18 protein-coding genes are annotated in these 23530 nt (G+C 72.7%); 8 read left to right on the top strand and 10 right to left on the bottom strand.

What is annotated here, in order from left to right:
- Window positions 1-155 precede the first annotated feature (155 nt).
- Window positions 156-1259: a helix-turn-helix domain-containing protein gene (locus F4556_RS32075; RefSeq protein WP_184922418.1), complete on the top strand. Its 1104-nt coding sequence runs from the start codon at window positions 156-158 to the stop codon at window positions 1257-1259.
- Window positions 1260-1301: 42 nt separating this feature from the next.
- Here F4556_RS32075 and F4556_RS32070 read toward each other — a convergent pair whose 3' ends face one another.
- Window positions 1302-2087: a serine protease gene (locus F4556_RS32070; RefSeq protein WP_184922416.1), complete on the bottom strand. Its 786-nt coding sequence runs from the start codon at window positions 2085-2087 to the stop codon at window positions 1302-1304.
- 124 nt (window positions 2088-2211) lie between these two features.
- Here F4556_RS32070 and F4556_RS32065 point away from each other — a divergent pair, with 124 nt between their 5' ends.
- Window positions 2212-3687, top strand: coding sequence for an MFS transporter (locus F4556_RS32065; protein WP_313068934.1), 1476 nt, complete (start codon window positions 2212-2214; stop codon window positions 3685-3687).
- A 60-nt stretch (window positions 3688-3747) separates the two neighbouring features.
- Here the strand turns inward: F4556_RS32065 and purB are convergent, their stop codons facing one another.
- The 5 genes from purB to F4556_RS32040 all read right to left on the bottom strand — a co-directional run bounded on the left by purB (window position 3748) and on the right by F4556_RS32040 (window position 10435).
- The gene (gene purB, locus F4556_RS32060; protein WP_184922414.1) at window positions 3748-5187 is read right to left on the bottom strand and encodes an adenylosuccinate lyase; all 1440 of its coding nucleotides are present in this window, start codon (window positions 5185-5187) and stop codon (window positions 3748-3750) included.
- Between the two features lie 56 nt (window positions 5188-5243).
- Entirely contained in the window at window positions 5244-8645 is a 3402-nt protein-coding gene (locus F4556_RS32055) for an NACHT domain-containing protein (protein WP_184922412.1), read from the bottom strand.
- Window positions 8646-8806: 161 nt separating this feature from the next.
- On the bottom strand, window positions 8807-9238 hold the full coding sequence (locus F4556_RS32050) for a MarR family winged helix-turn-helix transcriptional regulator (RefSeq protein ID WP_184922410.1): 432 nt from the start codon (window positions 9236-9238) through the stop codon (window positions 8807-8809).
- A 58-nt stretch (window positions 9239-9296) separates the two neighbouring features.
- The gene (locus tag F4556_RS32045) at window positions 9297-9683 is read right to left on the bottom strand and encodes a DUF3037 domain-containing protein (protein ID WP_184922408.1); all 387 of its coding nucleotides are present in this window, start codon (window positions 9681-9683) and stop codon (window positions 9297-9299) included.
- Complete coding sequence (locus F4556_RS32040; RefSeq protein WP_184922406.1) at window positions 9680-10435, bottom strand: HipA family kinase; 756 nt, start codon at window positions 10433-10435, stop codon at window positions 9680-9682. Before F4556_RS32040 ends, F4556_RS32045 begins: the two co-directional genes overlap by 4 nt.
- A gap of 119 nt (window positions 10436-10554) precedes the next feature.
- Here F4556_RS32040 and F4556_RS32035 point away from each other — a divergent pair, with 119 nt between their 5' ends.
- Window positions 10555-11913 (top strand): NAD(P)/FAD-dependent oxidoreductase, encoded by a 1359-nt coding sequence (locus F4556_RS32035; RefSeq protein WP_184922404.1) that lies wholly within the window; start codon window positions 10555-10557, stop codon window positions 11911-11913.
- Between the two features lie 58 nt (window positions 11914-11971).
- Here F4556_RS32035 and F4556_RS32030 read toward each other — a convergent pair whose 3' ends face one another.
- Window positions 11972-13141 carry a GDSL-type esterase/lipase family protein gene (locus F4556_RS32030; protein WP_313068932.1) on the bottom strand — a complete coding sequence of 390 codons (1170 nt, stop codon included), beginning with the start codon at window positions 13139-13141 and terminating at the stop codon, window positions 11972-11974.
- 201 nt (window positions 13142-13342) lie between these two features.
- Window positions 13343-14680 carry an aminotransferase class I/II-fold pyridoxal phosphate-dependent enzyme gene (locus F4556_RS32025; RefSeq protein WP_184922402.1) on the bottom strand — a complete coding sequence of 446 codons (1338 nt, stop codon included), beginning with the start codon at window positions 14678-14680 and terminating at the stop codon, window positions 13343-13345.
- Window positions 14681-14714: 34 nt separating this feature from the next.
- Between F4556_RS32025 and F4556_RS32020 the strand changes: the two genes are divergently transcribed.
- The 5 genes from F4556_RS32020 (at window position 14715) to F4556_RS32000 (ending at window position 19491) form a co-directional block, all read left to right on the top strand.
- A complete protein-coding gene (locus F4556_RS32020) occupies window positions 14715-15371 on the top strand; it encodes a pyridoxamine 5'-phosphate oxidase family protein (RefSeq protein ID WP_184922400.1) in 657 nt (218 codons plus the stop codon).
- A 10-nt stretch (window positions 15372-15381) separates the two neighbouring features.
- Complete coding sequence (locus F4556_RS32015; protein ID WP_184922398.1) at window positions 15382-16014, top strand: FMN-binding negative transcriptional regulator; 633 nt, start codon at window positions 15382-15384, stop codon at window positions 16012-16014.
- 193 nt (window positions 16015-16207) lie between these two features.
- Complete coding sequence (locus F4556_RS32010; RefSeq protein WP_376775809.1) at window positions 16208-17569, top strand: sugar porter family MFS transporter; 1362 nt, start codon at window positions 16208-16210, stop codon at window positions 17567-17569.
- Window positions 17570-17650: 81 nt separating this feature from the next.
- Complete coding sequence (locus F4556_RS32005; protein WP_184922396.1) at window positions 17651-18901, top strand: MFS transporter; 1251 nt, start codon at window positions 17651-17653, stop codon at window positions 18899-18901.
- Between the two features lie 71 nt (window positions 18902-18972).
- Window positions 18973-19491: an HAD domain-containing protein gene (locus F4556_RS32000; protein WP_184922394.1), complete on the top strand. Its 519-nt coding sequence runs from the start codon at window positions 18973-18975 to the stop codon at window positions 19489-19491.
- A gap of 7 nt (window positions 19492-19498) precedes the next feature.
- Here the strand turns inward: F4556_RS32000 and F4556_RS31995 are convergent, their stop codons facing one another.
- Window positions 19499-20287: a CPBP family intramembrane glutamic endopeptidase gene (locus tag F4556_RS31995; RefSeq protein ID WP_313068929.1), complete on the bottom strand. Its 789-nt coding sequence runs from the start codon at window positions 20285-20287 to the stop codon at window positions 19499-19501.
- Between the two features lie 74 nt (window positions 20288-20361).
- Window positions 20362-23478: a phosphocholine-specific phospholipase C gene (locus F4556_RS31990; RefSeq protein WP_184922392.1), complete on the bottom strand. Its 3117-nt coding sequence runs from the start codon at window positions 23476-23478 to the stop codon at window positions 20362-20364.
- Window positions 23479-23530 lie beyond the last annotated feature (52 nt).

The raw sequence follows: 23530 nt of genomic DNA, 5'->3' as shown, positions 1-23530 counted from the left end.
GGCTCTGACGGTCCGTCGGCTCCGCCGTGTCGGTTTGACGTTCTCGCCATCCCGGGGATACCTGTCCATGACAAACCCTTGCGAGGCTCCGACCAGTCCGTCCACCCCGCTGGACACCCCCTCCCCCGGTGTGGACATCCCCCACCGGAGGTCCCGTGTCCCTCGATCTGCCGCCGACCCTCTCGGCCCGCTCCGACTTCGGCGCCCGGTTACGCCACTGGCGCCTGCTCCGCGGGCTCAGTCAGGCCGAGCTGGGCCGACGGCTCGGCTACGACGACTCGCACATCAGCCGGGTGGAGAACACCCGCCGCTGGCCACCGGCCGGAATGGCCGAACGGCTCGACGAACTCCTCGGCACCGCAGGTGAGTTGGCGGGCCTCTGGCCCCAGGTCGAGCGGGAGCGCCGCCGGCTGGCCCGGTACGGCCGGCCGGGCACCGCCGCGCCGGGGCCGGACGCCCTGGAGCAGCTGCTGACCGCCTACCGCACTGCCGCCCACGCGGTCGGCGGTCAGGCCCTGGTGGACGTCCTGGAGCAGCACGCCCGGCTGGCGGCCCGTCAGCAGCGCACCGCCCCCTCGGCCGAACGGGCCCGGTTCGGTTCGCTGGCCGCCCGCTACGCCGAACTCGCGGGCTGGGCCCGGTTCGACCGGCTGGAGTACGGCCGCGCGCTCGCCTGGTACGACTGCGGCCGGGAGTGGGCCGCCGTGGCGGGCGACCCGGCGGGGGTGTCGCTGCTGCTGGCCAGGCAGAGCGCGGTGCACTGGGCCTGCGGGCACTCGGCCGCCGCGATCGGCGCCGCCGGTGCCTCGTACGAGCAGGCCCTCCGGGCCGGGCGGCCCGCCGCCCAGGCCCGCGCGCTGCTGGCCCGGGCCCGGGGGCACGCGCTGGCCGCCGACCGCCGGGAGACCGAGCGGGCCCTGGAGGAGGCCGCCCGGCTGACCGAGGCCGAGCCGACCGCCGAGGCCAGGACCCGGCTACTGCTGGTGCACGGCACCTGTCACCGCGACCTGGCGGTCCGGACCGGCCGTCGCGCGCACGCCCGGGTGGCCACCGCCGGGCTGGACGAGGCGCTGATCCGGCTGCCGCTCGAACAGCAGCACTACCGCGCCCTGGTGACGGCTCGACTGGCCGGTGCGCACGTCTGGGCCGGACGCCCGGAGGCGGCCGGCACCGTGCTGGCCCGGGTGCCGGCCGCCGAGGGCCGGGTCGCGCTGGAGCGCCGCCAGTCCGAACGCTGGCTGTCCCGGCACATCGGGTGACGGCCCCTCCGCCGGATCGCGGAGGGGCCGCACCAGAAAGGGCTAGAGGGTCGCGGCCGCCGCCGTGATCGCCGCCGCGTACGTGCTCACCTGGGTGTACACGCCGGGCAGGCCAGGCCGCGCGCAGCCCTCGCCCCAGCTGGTGATGCCCACCTGGATCCAGTTGTTCGCGGAGTCCCGGCGGAACATCGGGCCGCCCGAGTCGCCCTGGCAGGTGTCCACCCCGCCGTTGGCCAGGTCGCCCGCGCAGAGCGAGGCGCCGGTGACCAGCCCGGGGTAGGCCGCGGCGCAGCTCGCGTCGCTGACGAACGGCACCGACGCCTTCCGCAGGTAGCGCTGCTGGGCGCCGCCCTCGGTGGCGGCACCCCAGCCCGCGACCGTGAAGGTGCCGCTGTCGTAGGCGGTGCTGCCCGCGATCGGCAGGGTGGTGACGGCGGTGCTGGTGACCGGCGAGGCGAGCTTGATCAGGGCCCAGTCGTTGCCGTTCTCGGCGCCGGTGAAGCCGGGGGCCCGGTAGACCTTGCTGGACTTGATCTTCACCGCGCTGCCGCTGTTCAGGTCCACCACGCCCAGGGTCGCGGTGATGCTGGTGGTGTTCCCGCTGGCGCCGACGCAGTGCGCGGCGGTCAGCACGATCTGCTTGGTGAGCAGCGCGCCGCCACAGCCCATCGAGAGCCGGACCATGAACGGGAACTCGCCCTGCGCGGCCCGGGTGCCGCCGACCACGCTCGGGGTCACCTCGCCGGCCTGGGCGGGCAGCACCATGGTGCCGGTCGCGAGCAGGGCGCTCGCCGCGAGCGTGGTCCACCGTGCCAGTTGACGCTTCATCAGGTTCCTCCGAAGTGGGGGTCGGGAGGGCCCCAGCTTCGTTGGCAGGACACGGTCAGCGGCAGGGGTGGGAACCTGCCACCGGGAACTGGCAGAAGCCCGGCCGAGAGCGGAGGATCGGGGCGTGGACACCGAAACCCCGGTCGAGCTGAGGCTCGGCACCGCCCGCGGCCGCTGGGTACTGGCCGCCACCGCGCTCGGCTCGGGCATGGCGATGCTGGACGGCACGGTGGTCAACGTCGCGCTCCCCACCATCGGCGCCGACCTGGGCGCCTCGATGGCCGCGCTGCAGTGGACGGTCAACTCCTACCTGCTCACCCTGGCCGGGCTGATCCTGCTCGGCGGCTCGCTCGGCGACCGCTACGGCCGCCGCCGGATCTTCCTGATCGGCGTCGGCTGGTTCGCACTGGCCTCCGCGCTCTGCGCCTTCGCCCCGAACGTCGAGCTGCTGGTCGCCGCGCGGGCCCTCCAGGGCGTCGGCGGCGCCCTCCTGACGCCCGGTTCGCTCGCGATGCTGCAGGCCTCCTTCCACCCGGACGACCGTTCCGGCGCGGTCGGCGTCTGGTCCGGCCTCGGCGGCGTCGGCGCGGCCGCGGGTCCGTTCCTCGGCGGCTGGCTGGTCGAGGGGCCGGGCTGGCGCTGGGTCTTCCTGCTCAATCTGCCGCTGGCCGCCCTGGTCACTGCGGTGACGGTCCGTCATGTCCCGGAGACCCGGGACGAGACCGCCAGCGGCCGCTTCGACCTGGCCGGCGCCGTCCTCGCCGCCCTCTCCCTGGCCGGGGTCACCTACGCGCTGACCGCCGGCCTGGACGGTACGGCCCTGCTCTACGGCGCGGCCGGCCTGCTGCTGGGCGTGGCCTTCGTCCTGGTGGAGCGGCGCGGCGCCGAGCCGATGATGCCGCTCTCGCTCTTCTCCTCCCGGCTGTTCTCCGCCGTCAACCTGGTCACGCTCTGCGTGTACGGGGCGTTCAGCGGGATCTTCCTGCTGCTGATGGTGCAGCTGCAGACCGTCTCGGGTTTCGCCCCGCTGACCGCCGGGGTCGCGCTGCTGCCGATCACCCTGCTGATGCTCGCCTTCTCCGGCCGGGCGGGCCGGTTCGGCCACCGGGTCGGGCCCCGGATCCCGCTCTGCCTGGGCCCGTTGATCTGCGCGGCCGGTGTCCTGCTGCTGCTCCGGGTCGGCCCCGGGGCCTCGTACTGGACGGACGTGCTGCCCGCCGTCACCGTGCTCGGCTGCGGCATGACCCTGCTGGTCGCCCCGCTCACCGCCACCGTGCTGGCCGCCGTCGACGTCCGGCACGCCGGGATCGCCAGCGGCGTCAACAACGCCGCCGCCCGGGCCGCCGGGCTGCTCGCGGTGGCCGCCCTCCCCGCGCTGGCCGGCCTCACCGGCGACGCCTACCTGGACCCGGTCCGGGTCGACCACGCCTTCCACACCTCGATGCTGGCCTGCACCGGGCTGCTCGCCCTGGGGGCGCTGCTCTCGCTGCTCACCATCCCGCGCACCGCCCTCGAACCGGACCACCCGACCGCGGCCCCCGCCTGCGAGTGGTACTGCGACGGCACCGCCCCGCCGCTGGACCAGGCCCCGCCCGGGTAACGACAGCGCCGCGCCCCGTCCGGAGACGGGCCGCGGCGCGGTCGTGCTGCTGACCTCAGGTCAGAGAATGTCGCCCGGGGTGTACTTCGCGGCGGCCGGGTACGCGGCGGCCACGGCCTCGATCCGGCGGACCACCTCGGCGACCTGGGCACCGGCCGCGCCGGTGAAGGAGAGCCGGTCGGCCAGCAGCGCGTCCAGCGCGGCCCGGTCGAGCGGGATCCGCTCGTCGGCGGCGAGCCGGGCCAGCAGCTCGTTCTCGCGGACGCCCTCACGCATGGCCAGCGCCGAGCCGACCGCGTGCTCCTTGATCACCTCGTGCGCGGTCTCCCGGCCGACCCCGGCCCGCACCGCGCCCATCAGGACCTTGGTGGTGGCCAGGAACGGCAGGTAGCGGTCCAGCTCGGTCTCGATCACGGCCGGGAAGGCGCCGAACTCGTCGAGCACGGTCAGGAAGGTCTCCAGCAGGCCGTCGAAGGCGAAGAACGCGTCCGGCAGCGCGACCCGGCGCACCACCGAGCAGGAGACGTCGCCCTCGTTCCACTGGTCGCCGCCCAGCTCGGCGGTCATCGAGGCGTAGCCGCGCAGGATCACGGCCAGCCCGTTGACGCGCTCGCAGGAGCGGGTGTTCATCTTGTGCGGCATCGCCGAGGAGCCGACCTGGCCGGCCTTGAAGCCCTCGGTCACCAGCTCGTGACCGGCCATCAGCCGGATCGTCTTGGCCAGGCTGGACGGCGCGGCGGAGAGCTGCACCAGGGCGGTGGTGACCTCGAAGTCCAGCGAGCGCGGGTAGACCTGGCCGACGCTGGTGAAGACGTTCTCGAAGCCGAGGTGACCGGCCACCCGCTGCTCCAGCTCGGCCAGCTTGGCGGCGTCGCCACCGAGCAGGTCCAGCATGTCCTGGGCGGTGCCGACCGGGCCCTTGATCCCGCGCAGCGGGTACCGGGCGATCAGCTCCTCCAGCCGCGCGAACGCGACCAGCAGCTCGTCCGCGACGGTCGCGAACCGCTTGCCGAGCGTGGTGGCCTGGGCGGCGACGTTGTGCGAACGGCCGGCCATCACCAGCTCGCCGTACTGGGCCGAGAGCTTGCCGAGCCGGACCAGCACGGCCACCGTACGGTCCCGGACGTGCTCCAGGGACTGCCGGATCTGCAGCTGCTCAACGTTCTCGGTGAGGTCCCGAGAGGTCATGCCCTTGTGGATCTGCTCGTGCCCGGCGAGCTCGCTGAACTCCTCGATCCGGGCCTTGACGTCGTGCCGGGTGACCCGCTCACGCGCGGCGATCGAGCCGAGGTCGACCTGGTCGGTCACCCGCTCGTAGTCGGCCACCGCACCGGCCGGCACCTCGATGCCGAGGTCCTGCTGGGCCTTCAGGACGGCGAGCCACAGGTGGCGCTCGAGGACCACCTTGTGCTCGGGGGACCACAGCTGGGCCAGGGTCGCCGAGGCGTACCGGGAGGCCAGGACATTGGGGATCTGGGGCTTCGCGCTCACGCTTCGCAAGCCTAACAGTCAAGGTCAGCGCACCCGACAGCGGCTCTCCCGCAGTGCACCACCGCTCAGGATCTGGGTGTGCGGGTGCGTGCCGCCATCGCCTCCCAGAACCGGCTCAGCTCCTTGCACGTCACGCCCTGCCAGGGTGCGCGCTTGCGGCCGAGGACGGGCAGCAGGCCCCGGTGCCAGTACAGCAGGGCCTGCTGCTGCCGGCAGAACACCTCCCGCAGTTCGGCCCGCAGCGACTCGCCCTTGGACGGGTACGGGCACAGTTCGAAGGGGCAGTCCCGCAGGCAGGTGTTGCCCGGTTCGGCGGTCTCGGCCATGCCGATGGTGCGCTCGGGCTGCAGCGGCGAGCGGTCCTTGGCCAGGCACGGTGGCAGCGAGTTCCGGTTCGCCCGCTCCAGGCGGCTCTCCAGCTCGTCCGGCTTCCCGTTCCGCTCGGTCAGGTTGACCAGCAGCAGTACGTCGCCGAGCAGTTGCTGGGCCCGCGGGTCGAGCGTGCTCCAGCCCACCGAGGACGGGATCCAGAGGTTGTGCTTCCGGTAGAACCGCGGGTCGCCGGGGCTCGACCCGACGTTCTCCATCGCCCCCTTCTCGTCGATCCAGATGTACTGCTCGGGGCGGCCGGTCTCCAGCGCCAGCACGGCGAGGTCGGCCGCCCGCGCCACGAAGGGGTGCAACCGCTCGCCCCTCCGTCCCTGGTCCTCCGGACGGCGGTCGACGGCGGCCCGCGCGCTGCCCGCCATGGTGAGCCACCGCTGCACCGCGTCACTCGGGTCGGCCCTGGGCCGCCGCCAGCGGACCGATCCGCTGCTCCGGTCCTGCTCCTCGGGCAGGGTCCGCCCGGTGTGGTCGGGCAGTTCCCAGAGGCACAGCGCGTGGATCAGGGTCAGCTGGGAGAACCAGAACCGGGCCCGGGAGAGCATTGTCTCCGCCTGCTCGATCAGGTACTCCCGCGCCTCGTTGCTGGTGTCCGGATGGCGCTTGCGGCGGTTGGCCGCACTCTTGAAGCCCTGCGCCAAGGCGATCTCGAAGGAGATCGGCAGGTCGGCGCGGCCACCGGCGGACGCCAACGGGTCGAGGTGCTTCAGCCAGAGGTCGAGCCGCTCCTTCGCCTCCCCCCGGCGCTCGACCCCGACCGATCCCACGATCATCGGGACCAGCCAGGCCCGCGCGGCGAACTCCCGCCAGAGCTGCCGGCGCTTCTCGTCGTCGTCCCGGACCAGCTGCCGGTAGCGCTCCCGGCGCTCCTCGGCCCCGGGCCCGTCGACGAGCGCCGGGTAGCGGTGCCGGCGCTCGACCGCCCGCCGCGCCTGCACGGCCTGCTCGTACTGCCACACCGGGTCGTCGCCCTCCTCACCGGGGTCGCCGCGCCGGTACAGCTTGCGGATCGCGTTGAACGCCGCGTCGCCACCCGCCCCGATCTCCTGGGCGATCCCCAGTCTCAGCGAGTAGGACCGCTCCCACTTGGCGATCTGGAGGAACTCCGCATACGCCGGCTCGCCGTAGTCGAAACCCTCCACGGGCGAGCGCTGCAGCTCGTCGCGCCGTCGGCTGATCTCGCGGAGCGCCTCGCCGAAGCGGGCGACCAGCCGGTGCTTGGCCTCGTCGAGCGTTCTCCGGTCCCCTGAGGTGATCTTCGGCCACCGCTCCAGCAGCTCCTTCGCGATGCTCCGGTGGATCGGCTTCTGCACATGGACGTCGTACTCCAGTGCCGTGGCGTACATGTCGAGGGCCTTGGCGTCCGACCGCTCCCGCGCGGCGTCCACCAACAACTGTGCCACTCCGTCCGTGGCGCGCGGGGACTTCTTGCAGCCGCGCAGCACCAGCGCGATCAGCAGCTCCCGCCCGGGCCCCTGCCCGCCGATCGCCTCCTCCAGGGCGCTCCCCACGGAGTGCAGGCAGCTGGAACCGAAATAGGCCTGCAGGATGCTGTGCGGGAAGCGGACCCGGTCCCCGAAAGCCTCGACCAGACCGAGTGCCTCCGCTCGCGAGGTGTAGAGCGACAGTAGGCTCTCGCAGCGGGTGATCTCCATACCGTTCAGTTCGGTGATCTCCCGGTGGAGACTGCCGGCCGCCCCGGCGAGCCAGGAGTCCGCCGGCTCGATCAGCTCCTTGAAGCTCACTTCCAGCCGGTCCTGCAACAGCCCGATGCAGGCGAGTGCGGAGATCATCTTCACGGTCTTGGCGCGCTCCTCGCTGGGCAGCGCGACCTCCTCCCGGAGATGACCGTCGACCAGGGCCCGTTCCCAGGTCTCGAGCAGCCGCAGCCTGAGCATCGACCGGTCCCGGCTGCGGGTGTCCAGCTGGTCCCAGTCCTTGCTCTTCTCGAGGTGTTCCAGCAGGTGATGCTGCCTCAGCTGGCGAGCCAACTGCATGTACAGCGGAGACTCGGAGACCATCGCCGTCTCCACGATCCAGTCCAGCCGGGTGCTGTCCGGATCGGGGTCGCTGCGCGTGAGGTAGTCCAGCGCCGCCTCCTCCGAGAGCGGCTCGAGGTCGATGATCGAGGCCTCGGTCTCCTCCAACGGGGCGTGCGGCCGGGAGGCGATCACCAGCGGCAGCTTCTGCCGGTCCGCGAGCTGGATCGCGCGCCGGATCAGATTGTCCCGGTCCGCCTGCTGGTCCGCGGCGGTGAACGCCTCCTCCAACCCGTCCGCGAGGACGACGGCCCGGCCGTCGATGCACAGCTGCCGCCAGACCTTGACGCTCTGTTCGGTGGAGAGCAGTCCGGGGTCGGTCTCGGCGCAGAACCGCCGCTTGGCCAGCTCGCCGAAGTCCAGCTTCCCGCCGTCCGCCCCGACGTCCCGCAGCCGGAGCGGCACCGGTACCGCCCCTTGCTGCGCCAGCAGCTGGGTGAGGTGCACGAGCACCGCGGTCTTGCCGGCTCCCACGCCCCCGACCAGCAGGTACGGGCGCCGGGTCGCCCGGTCCCGCAGCGACTGCGCGATCACCCGGCAGAGCTCACGGCGGCCGACCACCTCGTCGGTCATGGTGCCGGCGCTCGGCACCAGGTCGTGCGGCCGGCGCCTGGCCGTCCGGGCAATCGGGCGCCTGATCCGCAAGTACCGGTAGAGCAGGAACACCGAGGTCGCCAACGCCAGCGCCAGGAACGGGGAAGCGAAGCCGAGGATCACACCACAGGCGTTGCCGGAGGCTTCGCAGCGCTCCCAGACCGGGCCCTTCCGCGCCTGCACCACGGTCACCACCGCGTAGCCCACCCAGGCCAGGAAGAAGATCGCGAACGGGATCGACAGCCGCTGCAGCATGGCCACCCCCGAGGGCCGCCACCCCCATCTGCGGGGCCGGGCCACCTTCCGCCGCGCCACCCGGTTCAGCTGGACGATCCGCCACAACCGCCGGATCCGCCGGGCGCCGCCGAAGATCAGCCGCCGTAACCGGACCAGCTGGGGGGCCGAACGCGGCCTCGCCTTCCCCGTCTGCTGCCGCGTGGCGTTGTTCATGGCGATATCCCAAGACATCCGGAAACGGGGTTTGGGGGCATCGGAAAGAGGATGCGCGTATCACTGGTCCGGGCGCTCGAGGATCCGAGCACGGCTCGCTTCCATCGAAGCACCGCCCGAATGGGATGTAAACCTGGGCGCCGACGGCCGCCCGGCCCCGGCTAACCGGTCGTCAGCAACGGCAGGACCTGCTTGCACAGGCCCTCCAGCGCGACCCGCTGTTCGGGGCTCAGCGAGCCGAACGCGCGGTGCGCCCTGGCCATGTCGTCCCGGACCTGCTCGAGCACCTGGCGGCCCGGATCGGTGATGGTCACGATCTTCACCCGCCGGTCGCCGGGAGCGGCCTCGCGGTGGGCCAGGCCGAGTCCTTCGAGGCGGTCGACGATGCCGGTGACGTTCGAGGCGTCGCAGCCGAGCCGCCCGGCCAGCGCCCGCATCGGGACCGGCTCCTGGACGGCCTTCAGCGCCTTGGCCTGCGAGGAGCTCAGCCCGTGCCGGGCGGCGGCGGCCGCGAAGTCCTGGAAGTAGGCGGCGCCGACTGCGGCGACGGCCTCCATCAGGTCGGCGGTGGAGGGAGGGGTGGTGGTGCCCATGCGGCCAGGGTACGCACAGTTGCTTCAGTTACTCCAGTTTTCACCTGGTCAACAGCTTTCAGAGCACCAGCTGCTCGAACAGCCGCCGCAGCTCGGCCTCCGGATCAGCGGTCAGCCCGGTGTGCACCGGCCCCGGCTGGACCACCGCGCTGCGCGGCGCGGTCAGCCAGCGGAACCGCTGCCCGGGGCTGTCCCCCGCCGCCGGACCGGCCTGGCTGCCGCCGGTGCAGACCGCCTCGATCCCGTACAGCGCGCGGCGCACCCCGGCCACGTCCGCCACCGGGTCCAGCGCCAGCAGCCTGGCCTGGTCCAGGTGGGTCCGGGCCGCCAGATGGGCGTTCTGCCGGCAGTACAGCAGCACCCCGATGTTGATGCACTCGCCGCGCTCGACCCGGGGCACCGCCCGGATCACCGCGTACTCGTAGTCGTGCAGCCCGGCGCTCACGCCGCCACCTCCGGGAGCCAGTCGTGCCGTCCGGCCAGCCGAGCCGTCAGCTTCTCCAGGTACGCCGCCCGGACGGCCTCCGGGCCGTCGAAGCCCGGCTCGTCGGTCAGCCACTCCTCGGGGATCGCGGCCACCGCCTTCGCCAGCGCCGCACCGGCCAGCGGGGCCAGCTCCTGGTCGGCCGCCTTCAGGTCGGGCTCGGCGCGCAGCAGCGCGTGGTCGGCGGCGTCGTACGGCCGGCTCACCCAGTTCGCCGCACCGGCCCAGTGGTGATGGAAGATCAGGCTGGCGCCATGGTCGATCAGCCGCAGGCCGCCGGTGGCGACCAGCAGGTTGGGGTTGCGCCAGGACCGGTCGACGTTGCCGATCAGCGCGTCGAACCAGAGCACCCGCCCGGCCAGCCCGGGGTCCACCTCGAAGCACAGCGGGTCGAAGTTGAGCGCCCCGCTGACGAACGCCATCCCGAGGTTCACCCCGCCACTGGCCCGGATCTGCTCCTGGATCTGCACCTCGGGCTCACTCCGCGCCAGCACCGGATCCAGCTCCAGCCGGACCAGCTCCGGCACCGGCAGCCCGAGCCCCCGCCCCAGCTCCCCGGCCAGCACCTCGGCGACCAGCGCCTTCCGGCCCTGGGCCGCACCCGACCACTTGAGCACGTACAGCCGATGGTCGTCGGCCTCGACCAGGCCCGGCATCGAGCCGCCTTCTCTGAGTGGCGTCACATACCGGACCGCCGTCACCTCTGGGAGCACCCGCTCACCCTAGCTCCAGCCGTCAGGTGGCAGACCGTCACACCCCGTGCGAGGGTGACGAACAGTTGTCACCCGTGTTCGAAGGACGGCTCGACCCCAGCACAGGTAAGGGATGGACGATGGCACGACCTCGAATCCTGATCGTCGGCGGCGGTTTCGCCGGTCTGGAGTGCGCGCGCCGGCTGGAGCGCAAGCTCGCCCCCTCCGAGGCGGAGATCACCCTGGTCACGCCGTTCAACTACCAGCTCTACCTGCCGCTGCTGCCGCACGTCGCGGCCGGCGTGCTCACCCCGCAGTCGGTGGCGATCTCGCTGCGCCGCACGCTGCGCCGGACCCACATCCTGCCGGGCGGCGCGATCGGGGTGGACCCGCGCTCGAAGGTCTGCGTGGTCCGCAAGATCACCGACGAGGTGGTCGCGGAGCGGTACGACCAACTGGTGCTCGCCCCCGGCAGCGTGACCCGGACCTTCGACATCCCCGGGCTGACCGACTACGCCCGCGGCATGAAGACGCTGGCCGAGGCGACCTACGTACGCGACCACGTGATCGCCCAACTCGACCTGGCCTCGGCCACCTTGGACCAGCACGAGCGGGAGTCCCGGCTGCAGTTCGTGGTGGTCGGCGGCGGCTACGCGGGCACCGAGACGGCGGCCTGCCTGCAGCGGCTGACCACCGCCGCCAGCAAGCGCTACCCCCGGCTGGACCCGCGGCTGATCAAGTGGCACCTGATCGACATCGCGCCGAAGCTGATGCCCGAGCTGGGCGACAAGCTCGGCACCACCGCACTGCAGGTGCTCCGGGCCCGCGGCGTGGAGGTCTCGCTCGGGGTGTCGGTGGCCGAAGTCGGCGCCGAGACGGTCAAGTTCACCGACGGCCGGGTGCTGCCCAGCCGGACCCTGATCTGGACCGCCGGGGTGGCGGCCAGCCCGCTGATCGGCACCCTGGACGCGGAGACCGTCCGGGGCCGGGTCGCGGTGACGGCCGAGATGCGGATCCCGCAGTTCGAGGGCATCTTCGCGCTCGGCGACGCCGCGGCCGTACCGGACCTCGCGAAGGGCGACGGCGCGGTCTGCCCGCCGACCGCCCAGCACTCGGCCCGGCAGGGCAAGGCGGTGGCCGACAACCTGGTGGCCACGCTGCGCAACCAACCGCTGGAGCCGTACTACCACAAGGACCTCGGCCTGGTGGTGGACCTCGGCGGCAAGGACGCGGTCTCCAAGCCGCTCGGCATCGAACTCAAGGGCGTACCTGCCCAGTTGGTGGCCCGCGGCTACCACATCATGGCGATGCGCTCGAACGCCGCGAAGTTCCGGGTCGGGGCCAACTGGGTGCTGAACGCCACCGCCGGGGACGACTTCGTCCGCACCGGCTTCCTGGCCCGCCAGCCCGCCCGGCTGCGCGACTTCGAGTACACCGACGCCTACCTGACCAAGGACCAGGTCCGCGAACACGCCCAGGCCCTGCTGGCCAAGGGTTAGTCCCCCGAGCCACCGGCGCTCCCGTCCCCTCCGGCCGGGAGCGCCGGTGCGTGTCTGCCTAACGGGCCGTCAGGTACATCCCGGTGGCGTCCTGGCCGGCCGTGTTGCGGCAGGACTGGTCGCCGGTGGGCTTGGCCCAGAGCAGGGTGAGGCAGCGGCCGAGAGCGAGCTGGCCGTAGTAGTTCGGGTGCATGGACTCGCGGGTGTCGCCCTGGGAGGCGCTCAGGCCGGCGTCCACGAAGCGGGCCCACTCGCTGGTGGTGGCGCTCGGGGCGGTGGTGGAGGTGGCCTGCTTGGTGGCCTTGGAGCAGACCTCGCGGCCCGCCAGCATGTCGCGCAGGTCGAGGAACTGCACGCCCTTGGCCTTGGCGACCTTGGCCAGCTCGTCGGAGATCTGCGGGACCAGCGAGCTCCTGGCCCAGTCGGCGTCACCGTTCCAGAACGGGCAGCCGCCGGTGTCGGCGCGGCTCCAGCCGCTCTCGGAGTAGCGCATGTCCGCACCGCGCGGGATCGGCGAGGGGTAGGACTGCAGCACGATCCGGTACGCGGAGGAGGAGTAGCCGGCCGTCGACATCACCGCGCGGATCTCGTCGATCGACTTGCCCACGCCCGCCATCGCGGCGGGCATCCGGGAGTCGACCGCCTCCTGCTGGTCGTCGTGGCAGTACGAGTACCAGATCAGGTAGTCCTTGACGCAGGTCTCGATCACGTCGGCGAAGCCGAGGTCGTTGCCGCCGATCGACAGCGTGATCAGCTTGACGTCGTTGGCGGCCGCGACGGCGGCGAGCTGGTCGGCCTGCGGCAGTTCGCCCTTGTAGGACTGGCCGCCGTTGGCGGCCCGGAAGACGTTGGCCGAGACGGCGCCCGAGCAGGCCAGGTTGATCTGGGTCTGGGCGATGCCGGTGGCGCTGCGCACCTCGGCCGAGTCCGAACGGTCGCACCCGTTCGCGTAGCTGGTGCCGTAGGCACGGCTGGGGTCGTACGAACTTCCGTTCCAGGCCCGGTCGGTCCCGGCCCGACTCCCTGAGGTGACGACGCTGTTGCCCTTCCAGCGCCCGGCCTCGCCGGAGATGTAGCTGTCGCCCAGCGTGACGCTGGCGGTGGGGCCGGTGGCGGCCTGGGCGGGGGTGGCGAGGGCCAGCAGCGGTGCGGTCAGGACGGCTGCGGCCAGTGCCGTTGCGGCTCTTCCGGTAATACGGCGGGTGACGCTTCGAGAGTTTTCGAGCACGGCGAAACTCCTGCGAACGGCCTCCCGATGAGTGGGGTGGGGAGGCGCGGGTGAGGGTAAGCCGCCGGCCGGTGGCGCGATGAATGTGACATGCCCACCGTTGTTACCGCTAGGTATCCGACCAGAGTTTCTTCCACGACTTATGTCAAGTGATGGACCGACTACAGCCGGTATGTCAGCTCGAATGCCCAGCTCACACCGTCACCCCAGCCGGGAGCCCGCCCGGGCCGGGAGCAGCACCGCCGCCAGGTCGGCCGCCAGCGCCGGGGCCAGCTCGGCCGGCAGCGCGGCCACCGTGAGCCGGACGGCGGGCGGCGACTGCAGCCGGAACCGGGCGCCGGGGGCGGCCACCCAGCCCCGCTGGGCCAGCCCGGCGATCACGCCGCTCTCCTCGGGGACGGGCACCCAGACGTTCAGCCCGCTGGCGCCGTACGCGGTGATGCCGTGCCCGGCCAGGGCCCGCAGCACCGCCTCCCGCCGCTCGCGGTAGACGGCGGCCACCGAGCCTGCCGGGGCCGCGTCGGTGCGCCAGAGCTCCGCTACGGTGCGCTGGAGCAGCAGGCTCACCCAGCCGCTGTCCAGCCGCTGGCGGCCCAGCACCCGGCCGATGGTGGTCTCGTCGCCGGTCAGCACGGCGACCCGCAGGTCGGGCCCGTACGCCTTGGCGGCCGAGCGGATCACCGCCCAGTGCGGGGTGTCGGCGGTGGCCAGTGCCTGGTAGGGCTGGTCCACGATGCCGTGCCCGTGGTCGTCCTCGATCACCAGCGTGCCGGGGTGGCGGGCCAGCACCTTGCGCAGCTCGGCCGCCCGGGCGGGGGTGAGGGCGGCGCCGGTCGGGTTCTGCGCACGGACGGTGACCACCACGGCCCGGGCGCCGGCGGTCAGGGCAGCGGCCAGCGCGTCGGGCAGCGGGCCCTGGTCGTCCAGCCGGACGGGGGCCGGGCGCAGCCCGAGCGCGGGCAGCTGGTCCAGCAGGCTGCCCCAGCCCGGGTCCTCCACGGCCACCTGGTCGCCGGGCCGCAGCGCGGAGTTGAGTACCCGTCCGATGCTGTCCAGGGCGCCGGAGCAGACCGCGAGCGCGCCGTCGGGAACGCCGTCGGCCAGGAAGCCGGCCCGGGCCAGGGCGAGCAGCGCGGGGTCGGCGACCGGGTGCCCGTACAGCACCGGGTGCGCGTCGCCCGCGGCGGCGGCGAGCGCCAGGGCGGGGGCGAGGGCGGGCAGCAGGGCCGGGTCGGGGTTGCCGTCGGCGAGGTTCCGGGCGCCGGCCGGGACCGGGATCGGGATCTGGTCGCGCGGGCTGGTGACCGGCCGGGGCAGCACCCGGCTGCCCTTGCGTCCGGCGGTCTCGATCACGCCCCGGTCGCGCAGCAGCCGGTAGGCGGCGGCCACCGTGTTCGGGTTCACCCCGAGCTCGACGGCGAGGTCGCGCAGCGGTGGCAGCGCCGCCCCCGGCTGCAACAGGCCGGAACTGACGGCCTGTTCGATATCGGCGGCGATCTCACTGGCACGGCGACCCTTGATCAGATACTCTCCTAGCACAAACACGAGTATGCACTAGTACATAGAGGTTGTCATGTCGGACACGGCTTCTTACACCCGGAACGAGCGCACCACCCCGACCCGCTACCGCGACCGGGCCACCTGGGAGCGGGACGCGATCCACGCCATCCTGGACGCGGCCTACGTGTGCCACCTCGGCTTCGTCGCCAACGGCACCCCGGTGGTGCTCCCCACCATCTTCGCCCGGGTCGGCGACCGCCTCTACGTGCACGGCTCCACCGGCAGCCGCCCGATGCGCGGCGCGGCGGACGAGGGCATGCCGGTCTGTGTCACCGTCACCCTGGTCGACGGCCTGGTGCTGACCAAGTCCGCCTTCAACCACTCCGTCAACTTCCGTTCGGTGGTGGCCCAGGGCATCGCCCAGCAGGTCACCGATCCCGAGGAGCTGGCGGTCGCGCTGGACGCCCTGGTCGACCACTCCATCCCGGGCCGCTCGGGCGAGGTGCGCCGGCCGAACGCCAAGGAGCTGGCCAAGACCGCCGTGGTCCGGCTGGTGCTGGACGAGGTCTCGGCCAAGACCCGGGCGGACGGCGCGGACGACGACGAGGAGGACCTCGACCTGCCGTACTGGGCCGGCGTGATCCCGGTGAGCACCGTGTACGGCACCCCCGAGCCGCACGAGAGCAGCACCGGGGAGCTGCCCGCCCACCTGCAGAACTTCCGGCGCTGAGGAGACCGTCGTGCTGATCCGATCCTGGGACCGCGGCAGCGACGCCGAGTGGCGCGCGTGGCTCGCCGACGGGCGCGACTTCGGGCTGCTGGCCGCCAACGGCACCGACGGCCGGGGCCCGGTCCTGGTGCCGACCCACTTCCTGCTGGACGGCGACGAGATCGTGCTGCACCTCGGCGCCCCCAACCCGTTCTGGGCCGCGGTCCGGGCCGACCCCAAGGTCACCCTGGCGGTCACCGACGACTACGCCTTCGCCGCCGGCGCCTGGCGTGCCGAGCCGTACGTGCCGACCAGCTACTACGCCTCGGTGCACTTCTCCTGCACCGCCGAGGTGGTCGAGGACGCGGCCGGCAAGGCCGCGATCCTGAACCGGCAGCTGGCCCACTTCGAGCCCGACTGGCCCGGCAGCACGCCGGTGACAGCGGGTCAGGAGCCGTACGGGGGCCTGCTGTCCGGCATCCGCGGCCTGCGGCTGACCGTCGACCGGGTGGACGCCAAGTTCAAGTATGACGACAAGAAGCCGGTCGAGCAGCAGGCGGGCTTCGCCGAGCGGCTGGCCGAGCGCGGCACCGGGCGGGACGCGGGGGCCCGGGAGCAGCTGCTGCGGCGCAACGCCCAGCGGGCGGGCTGCCCGCTGGGCTGACCCGCCCCGTACTGCCGGCTGGATACGACATTTCGTCAGATCAACGCCAGAACACGCTTTTTGCGCGGCCGACTGGTGGAATAAGGGACATACTCTGTCCAATCGGCCGCGCTGCTGGGCCGTCGAACCCCAGGAGCGTGTCGTGTCCACCGGCTCTCCGGTCCAGCCCGCCGACCAGACCCATCTGGGTCACGTGGTCTTCATCTCGGCGGCCGCCGCCATGGGCGGCTTCCTGTTCGGCTACGACAGCGCCGTCATCAACGGCGCGGTGACGGGTATTCAGAGCCACTTCGCCGTCGGGAACGGCGAGACCGCCTTCGTGGTGGCGATCGCCCTGCTCGGCTCGGCGGTCGGCGCGGTGCTGGCCGGGCGGCTGGCCGACCACCTCGGCCGGGTCAGGACGATGCTGCTGGCCGCGACCCTGTTCGCGATCAGCGGTGTCGGCTCGATGTTCCCGCCCAGCATCGAGATGCTGGGCCTGTGGCGGGTGCTCGGCGGCGTCGCGATCGGCATCGCCTCGGTGATCGCCCCGACCTACATCGCCGAGGTCGCCCCGACCGCCTACCGCGGCCGGCTGGCCTCCTTCCAGCAGCTCGCCATCGTGCTCGGCATCACCGTCTCCCAGCTCGCCAACTGGGCGCTGAACGAGGCGGCCGGCGGCACCTCCACCGGCCACCTCGGCGGCATCCAGGCCTGGCAGTGGATGCTCGGGGTGGAGACCGTCCCGGCCCTCGTGTACGGCGTGATGGCCCTGGCCATCCCCGAGTCGCCGCGCTTCCTGATCGCCAACCGCCGGGAGGAGCAGGCCCGTACGGTGCTGCTGGAGGTGGAGGGCGAGCACATCGACCTGGACGCCCGGGTGGCCGAGATCCGCGCGGTGCTGGACACCGATCACAAGCCCCGGCTCAAGGACCTGCTGGGCGGGCGCTTCGGCCTGCTGCCGATCGTCTGGATCGGCATCGGCGCCTCGGTCTTCCAGCAGTTCGTCGGCATCAACGTGATCTTCTACTACTCGTCCTTCCTCTGGCAGTCGGTCGGCATCGACGAGTCGAACTCGCTCCTGATCAGCCTCTCCACCTCGATCGTCAACGTGGTCGGCACCGTGATCGCGATCGCCCTGGTCGACCGGATCGGCCGCAAGCCGCTGGCGCTGGCCGGCTCGGTCGGCATGGCGGCCGCGCTGGCCACCGCCGCCTGGGCGTTCTCCTACCGGCACGGCACCGGTGACACCGCCACCCTGGACGACACCCACGCCACCGTCGCGCTGGTCGCGGCGCACGTGTTCGTACTCTGCTTCGCCTTCTCCTGGGGCGTGGTGGTCTGGGTGCTGCTCGGCGAGATGTTCCCCAACAAGATCCGCGCGCTGGCTCTCTCGGTGGCGGCCTCGGCCCAGTGGATCGCCAACTGGGCGATCACCGTCAGCTTCCCGAGCCTCTCGGACTGGAACCTCTCCGCCACCTACGTCATCTACACGGCCTTCGCCCTGCTCTCCATCCCCTTCGTGGCGTACTGCATCAAGGAGACCAAGGGCCGCAGCCTGGAGTCGATGGGCTGACGGGACGTCATCAGGACAGCAGAGCGGACTCTGTCCTGATAATCGGATGACACCGTCCGCCGGCCCGGCGATAGTCACCGGATGACCAGCACCCGCTTTCCCTGGGCCGGCCGCAACTACCGGGTCCAGACCGCCGCCACCGTGATCAGCGGCATTGGCACCTCGGGTGCGCCGATCGCCACCGCGTTCGCCGTGCTCGCGCTCGGCGGCACGGTCACCGAGGTCGGCTACGTCACCGCCGCCCGGATCGTCCCGATGGTGCTGCTGCTCCTGCTCGGCGGCGCGCTGGCCGACCGGCTCCCCCGGCACCACGTGATGGTCGCCGCCAATCTGTTCAGCTCGCTCTCCCAGGCCGTGCTTGCGGTCCTGGTGCTGACCGGCGAGGCCCGGCTCTGGCACCTGCTGCTGCTCTCCGCCGCCGGTGGCGTCGGCTTCGCGTTCTACGCCCCGGCCGCCGAGGGCATGATCATGGAGTCGGTGGCCAAGGAGCACTCCGCCCGGGCCTTCGCGGTCTTCCGGATGGCGCTGAACGGCGCCCAGATCGGCGGCGCCGCGCTCGGCGGCGCACTGGTCGCGGCGGTCGGCCCCGGCTGGGTGCTGGCGATCGACGCCGGCACCTTCCTCGGCGCCGCCGCCCTGCGACTGCTGCTCGACCTGGACGCCCCGGTCCGCGAGACCGACGGCGGCGGGCTGCTGGCCGATCTCCGGGAGGGCTGGCGGGAGTTCACCGGCCGCCGCTGGCTCTGGGTGGTGGTGCTCCAGTTCAGCGTGCTGATGGCGGCGCTCGGCGCCGTCGAGTCGGTGTACGGGCCGGTGGTGGCCAAGGAACGGCTCGGCGGCGCGGACGCCTGGGGTCTTGCGCTGGCCGCCTTCGGCCTCGGGCTGCTGGCGGCCGGACCGCTGATGGTCCGTTGGCAGCCGCAGCGGATCCTGCTGGTCGGCAACTACGGGGTCTTCCTGTTCGCCCTGCCGGCCGTCGCGCTCGCCGCCGGGACCTCGCTGCCGGTGCTCTCGGCCGCGATGTTCCTCAGCGGCGCGGGCATCACCGTCTTCGGCGTGAACTGGATGGTCGCGCTCCAGCAGGAGATCCCGCCCGAGCTGTTCTCCCGGGTCGCCGCGTACGACCACTTCGGCTCGATCGGCCTGATGCCGCTCGGCACCGCCGCCGCGGGCCCGGTCGCCCTGGCCCTCGGCATGGAGGGCGCGCTCTGGACCTGTGCGGCGCTGATCGCCGTACTCGCGCTGCTGGTACTGGCCGAACCCCAGGTCCGCCGCCTCCGCCGGGCCGCTCCCGACGTTGTACCGGAACGGGAAACCGTCACTTCCGGGTGACACCAGGCAACCGTCCTCCTGGTTGGTTCGTCCGACCATGTGACAACGGTGTCATCTTGGAGGGGAGCCAAGTGCCAAAGCCGCTGCTGTTCCTGGACGTCGACGGAGTCCTCAACCCGGTCTGTCCGCACCCCGACGCGGACTTCGACACGCACACCCTGCTCGGCTACGCCGTGCTGCTCTCGGCCCGGCACGCCGCCTGGCTGCGCGAGCTGGCGGAGACGTACGAGCTCTGCTGGGCCACCACCTGGGAGGACCACGCCAACATCCACATCGCCCCGGTGCTCGGCCTGCCCCGGCTGCCGGTGGTCCGGTTCTCCGGGTACGTGCCGCAGCCGGACGACCCGAAGATCCCGGTGCTCGACCTGATCGCCGCGCACAAGTGGGCCCCGCTGCTCCGGTACGCCGACGGCCGCCCGTTCGCCTGGGTGGACGACGTGATCCCGGGCAGCCTGCTGCGCCGCTCGCTGCTGCGCCGGGACCGGCTGCTGCTGCCGGTCGACCCGGGCCAGGGCCTGCAGCGCCACCACGTCGACCGGCTGCTGCAACGGCCGCCCGGCGCCGGGCGGCTGGGTCAGCACTGCGCCTGAGGGCCCGTCAGCCGGTCGGCAGCCAGGAGACGTGACCCGCCAGCAGGGCGTACCCCACGAAGGCCACCGTGTCGATCAGGGCGTGCGCCACCACCAGCGGCATCACCCGGCCCCAGCGGCGGTACAGCAGGCAGAACACCACGCCCATCACCATGTTGCCGACCAGACCGCCGATGCCCTGGTAGAGGTGGTACGAGCCGCGCAGCACCGCGCTGGTGACCACGATCGCGGGCCAGCTCCAGCCCAGCTGCCCGAGCCGGCGGAGCAGGAAGCCGAGCACGATCACCTCCTCGGCGATCGAGTTCTCCCAGGCCGAGCAGATCAGCACCGGCACCCGCCACCAGACGTCCGGGAGGCCGGACGGGGCGACGGTCAGGTTGACGCCGGCCGCCTGCGAGGCCAGGTAGAACAGCAGGCCGGTGCCGCCGATCGCGGCCGCCACCGCGGTGCCCCGGCCCAGGTCGCGCCACTTCTGCCGGAGGTCGAAGCCGAGCATCCGCAGCGAGGCGCCCTCGCGCACCAGCAGGTAGCCGACCAGGGCCACCGGCATCAGGCCGCGCACGATGTAGTAGAGCTGCCAGGCCAGGTCCAGCCAGGGCCGGCCGGGGGCGCGCGAGCCGTTCAGGGTGGCCACCTGCTTGGCCAGCTGCGCGGGCTCGGTAACCGAGCCCAGGAAGCTGATCAGCGCGCCGAGACCGCTCATCCCGAACGAGAGCCCGAGCACCACCAGCAGCTCGATCCCGAGCAGCTTCCGTGAGATCCCGGCGGTCCCGGGCGGGGTCGAAACGGTGGTCACCTGGTCTCCCACAAGGCTGATCGGCCCGGCGGCCCGCCGGGCCGATCATCCTCGCACACCGTTCTGAGAGCCGGTCAGCCCTTGATCGGCGAGCTGTCCAGCCGGACGTGGTCGACCGCCCAGAACCAGTTGTTGCCCGCGTCGTACATCCGGAACTTCAGCGTCACCGCGGACGCGCCCGCCGGGACGGCGAACTGCCGGGTCACGAAGCTGTTCTGGACGTCCTTGCCCGCGTTGTCGTTACCCGTCGCGTCCGAGCTCCAGAAGACCAGCCGGACCTCCTGGCCGGTGTCGAAGACCGCCGTGACGGCCGCCTTCTGCGGCGCCTCCTGCCGGTAGTGCGAGTCGAAGCCCAGGTACAGCGTGCCGACCCCGGCCGGGATCGGCACGGCGGGCGAGACCAGGGTGGAGTCGAACTTCCCCTTGGCCGAGGGCGCGCCGGTGTCGTCCCAGTCGTCCGGGTCGGCCACCGCCAGAACGCCCAGGCCCCGGGTGAAGGCGCCCCGGTCCTGCCCGGCCGGGGTGGACCAGGCGCGCTTGGTGTGGAAGGTCCAGCCCTGCAGCCGGGCGGTGCCCTGCGGCATGCCGGGCGCGTTGACCACCGACCACCCCTGCGGCGCCTGGGCGGTCCAGCCGGAGACGGTGCCGACCGGCTGGAGCAGCGGGGCCAGCGACTCGAAGTCCTCGCCGAGCAGGTGACCGGCCATCACCGGGGCGGTCCGGGCGGTCAGTTCGCCGTCGGCCAGCACGAAACGCTCCCCGGCCCGGGCCCGGGCGGTGACCAGGATGCGGTGGGTGGCACCGACCGGCAGCACGGCGGGCGGCCGCACCTCCCACTCGGCGGTCGCGGTGGCGCCCGCGGCCAGGGCGGCCGGCGGTGCGGTGACCACGGTGGCGGTCCAGCCCGGCGGCAGCACCGGCCGGGTCTCGATGCCCGCCAGCGCGGCGCCGGCGGTGAACCGCGCGGTCACCCGGGCGGCCCGGCCCGGGACCAGGATCGCCTCGTCGATGGTGGCGGAGGCGGCGCCGAGCGCCACGTCCAGGGTGAGCGCGTCGGCCAGCCCCATCGCCGGGTCGGTCACGCCCTGCTCCTGCCCGGGCATCCGCCCGGCGTAGCGCCGACGGAACGTCAGGTCGCCCTGCACCGAGACCGCCAGGTCGTACCAGCCCTCGCGGTTGACCCTGACCCGCACCGGCCGGGTGTCCTGGCCGGTGATCCGGACCTCCTGCACCCCGCCGCCGTAGGCCAGGTCGCCGATCAGGAAGACCTGCGGGCTCCTCGAACGGTTGATCAGGTGGAACTCCAGCACCCGCTCGGCGCCGGACTCCTCGAACAGCTCCGCCTCGTACGCCCCGGCCGCGTCGCCGCGCAGGTGCCAGAGCGCGCCGTTCGGACCGTGCACCCGCAGGTCGTAGCCCTCCGGGCCGATCGCCCAGCTGTCGGAGAGCCGGTCCTTGGCCGCCAGCGTGTAGTGCCGGGGCGGCGTGCCGGGCGCCGGGTAGGCGGCGAACACCGCGCCCTGCTTGCCGTGGTTGGCCAGATCCAGCGTCAGCTGACCGTCCCTCACCCTCGGCTTCAGCTTCAGGTTGTACGGGTTCGGCCGGGCCGTCCTGGTCCCGGTCTGCTGACGGGGCAGCACCTGCGGGCTGGGCACGGTCGGGGCGGGCAGTTTGCCGGTGTCGGTGACCTTCTGGCGGTTGCCGCTGGTGTCGGGCAGCTGCGGCCAGACCGGGTCGCGGCCGGAGAAGTCGAAGACCGAGGTCAGGTCACCGGTGACGGCGCGCCGCCAGGGGCTGATGTTGGGCTCGGCCACCCCGAAGCGCTGCTCCAGGAAGCGGATCACCGAGGTGTGGTCGTAGACGGTGGAGTCCACCACGCCGCCCCGGGTCCACGGCGAGACCACCACCATCGGCACTCGCACGCCCAGGCCCATCGGGTACGGGCCCGAGACCACGCTCTCCCCGGCGGGCAGGGTGTCGGACCAGGTGAGCGAGCCGTCGGCGGCCTTCACCCGGTACCGGCCGTCCTGGCCGACCACCCGGTGGTAGGTCGAGCTGCCCTTGCTCACCCGGACCACCACCTCGCCGTCCACCGGGACGGTGGACTTGCCGCGCCCGACGGCCAGCGGCGGCACCGGGGGCAGCAGGTGGTCGAAGAAGCCGCCGTGCTCGTCGTAGTTCAGGATGAAGACGGTCTTGGCCCACACCTCGGGCTCGGCGGCCAGCGCGGAGAGCAGCCGGGCGGTCAGGTGCTCGCCGTTCGGCGGCGCGTAGTCGGCGTGCTCGGAGAGCGCGGCCGGGGCGACCAGCCAGGAGACCTGCGGCAGCCGGTCGGCCCGCACGTCGGCGGTGAACGCCTCGACCAGCGCGTCGCCCATCGCGAACGGGTCCTTCTCCTTGGCCGGGTCGCCGGCCATCCGCATGCCGCGCTCGTACAGCGGCTCACCGGGCTTGGCCTGCTGGAAGGGGGCGAACCAGGCGAGCGCGTTGTCGTCGTAGTTGTCCAGCGCCTGGTAGGTCTTCCAGCTGATCCCGGCCCGCTCCAGCCGCTCGGCGTAGGTGGTCCACTCGTACCCGCCGGGGACGTAGCTGTTGTCGGTCACCGGGAGGTCCCGGACGGTGCCGCCGCTGGTGCCGGTCATGAAGTGGTCGCGGTTGGTGTTGGTGTTGCACTGCACCGAGGCGTGGTACGCGTCGCAGGTGGTGAAGGCCGAGGCGATCGCGTTGTAGAACGGCATGTCGGCGGGCTCGTAGTAGCCCTGCCCGAGCCAGCCGCCGGAGCGGCGGGAGACCGCGCCGTCGGCCAGGCCGTCGTTCCAGACCTTCATCGAGTCGACGAAGCCGAAGGCCGGGGCGCCCTGCCGGTACGCGCTGGTGTGCGCGGCGTTCATCGGGAACGGCAGCAGGTGGCCCTCCTTGCGGGACGGGTCCGGCTGGTGGAACACCGAGCGCCCGTTCACCCCGCGCACGGCGGCGCGGTCACCGAAGCCGCGCACACCGGGCAGGGTGCCGAAGTAGTGGTCGAACGCGCGGTTCTCCTGCATCAGCACCACCACGTGCTGAATGTCCGTCAGCCGGCCCGGCTTCCCGGGGGCGGCCAGCGCCTCCCGGACGCTGAGCGGCAGGGCGGACAGCACGGCGGCCGCGGCGACTCCGCCGAGCAGGGTGCGGCGCGAGACTTCGGGACTCATCGGGGTGCTCCTCGTTCACGGCACCGGGCCTGGGGTTCGGCCCGGACCACCC

It is taken from the genome of Kitasatospora gansuensis (assembly GCF_014203705.1).
In the GTDB taxonomy this organism is placed as follows: Bacteria; Actinomycetota; Actinomycetes; order Streptomycetales; family Streptomycetaceae; genus Kitasatospora; species Kitasatospora gansuensis.
This window is presented reverse-complemented; position numbering and strand designations above follow the sequence as displayed.

Excerpts from the sequence above, each read along its gene's own strand:
- F4556_RS31990 (WP_184922392.1), bottom strand. The coding sequence starts at position 23,478 with ATGAGTCCCGAAGTCTCGCGCCGCACCCTGCTCGGCGGAGTCGCCGCG.
- F4556_RS32070 (WP_184922416.1), bottom strand. The coding sequence starts at position 2,087 with ATGAAGCGTCAACTGGCACGGTGGACCACGCTCGCGGCGAGCGCCCTG.
- F4556_RS32050 (WP_184922410.1), bottom strand. The coding sequence starts at position 9,238 with ATGGGCACCACCACCCCTCCCTCCACCGCCGACCTGATGGAGGCCGTC.
- F4556_RS32005 (WP_184922396.1), top strand. The coding sequence starts at position 17,651 with ATGACCAGCACCCGCTTTCCCTGGGCCGGCCGCAACTACCGGGTCCAG.
- F4556_RS32055 (WP_184922412.1), bottom strand. The coding sequence starts at position 8,645 with ATGAACAACGCCACGCGGCAGCAGACGGGGAAGGCGAGGCCGCGTTCG.
- F4556_RS32035 (WP_184922404.1), top strand. The coding sequence starts at position 10,555 with ATGGCACGACCTCGAATCCTGATCGTCGGCGGCGGTTTCGCCGGTCTG.
- F4556_RS32020 (WP_184922400.1), top strand. The coding sequence starts at position 14,715 with ATGTCGGACACGGCTTCTTACACCCGGAACGAGCGCACCACCCCGACC.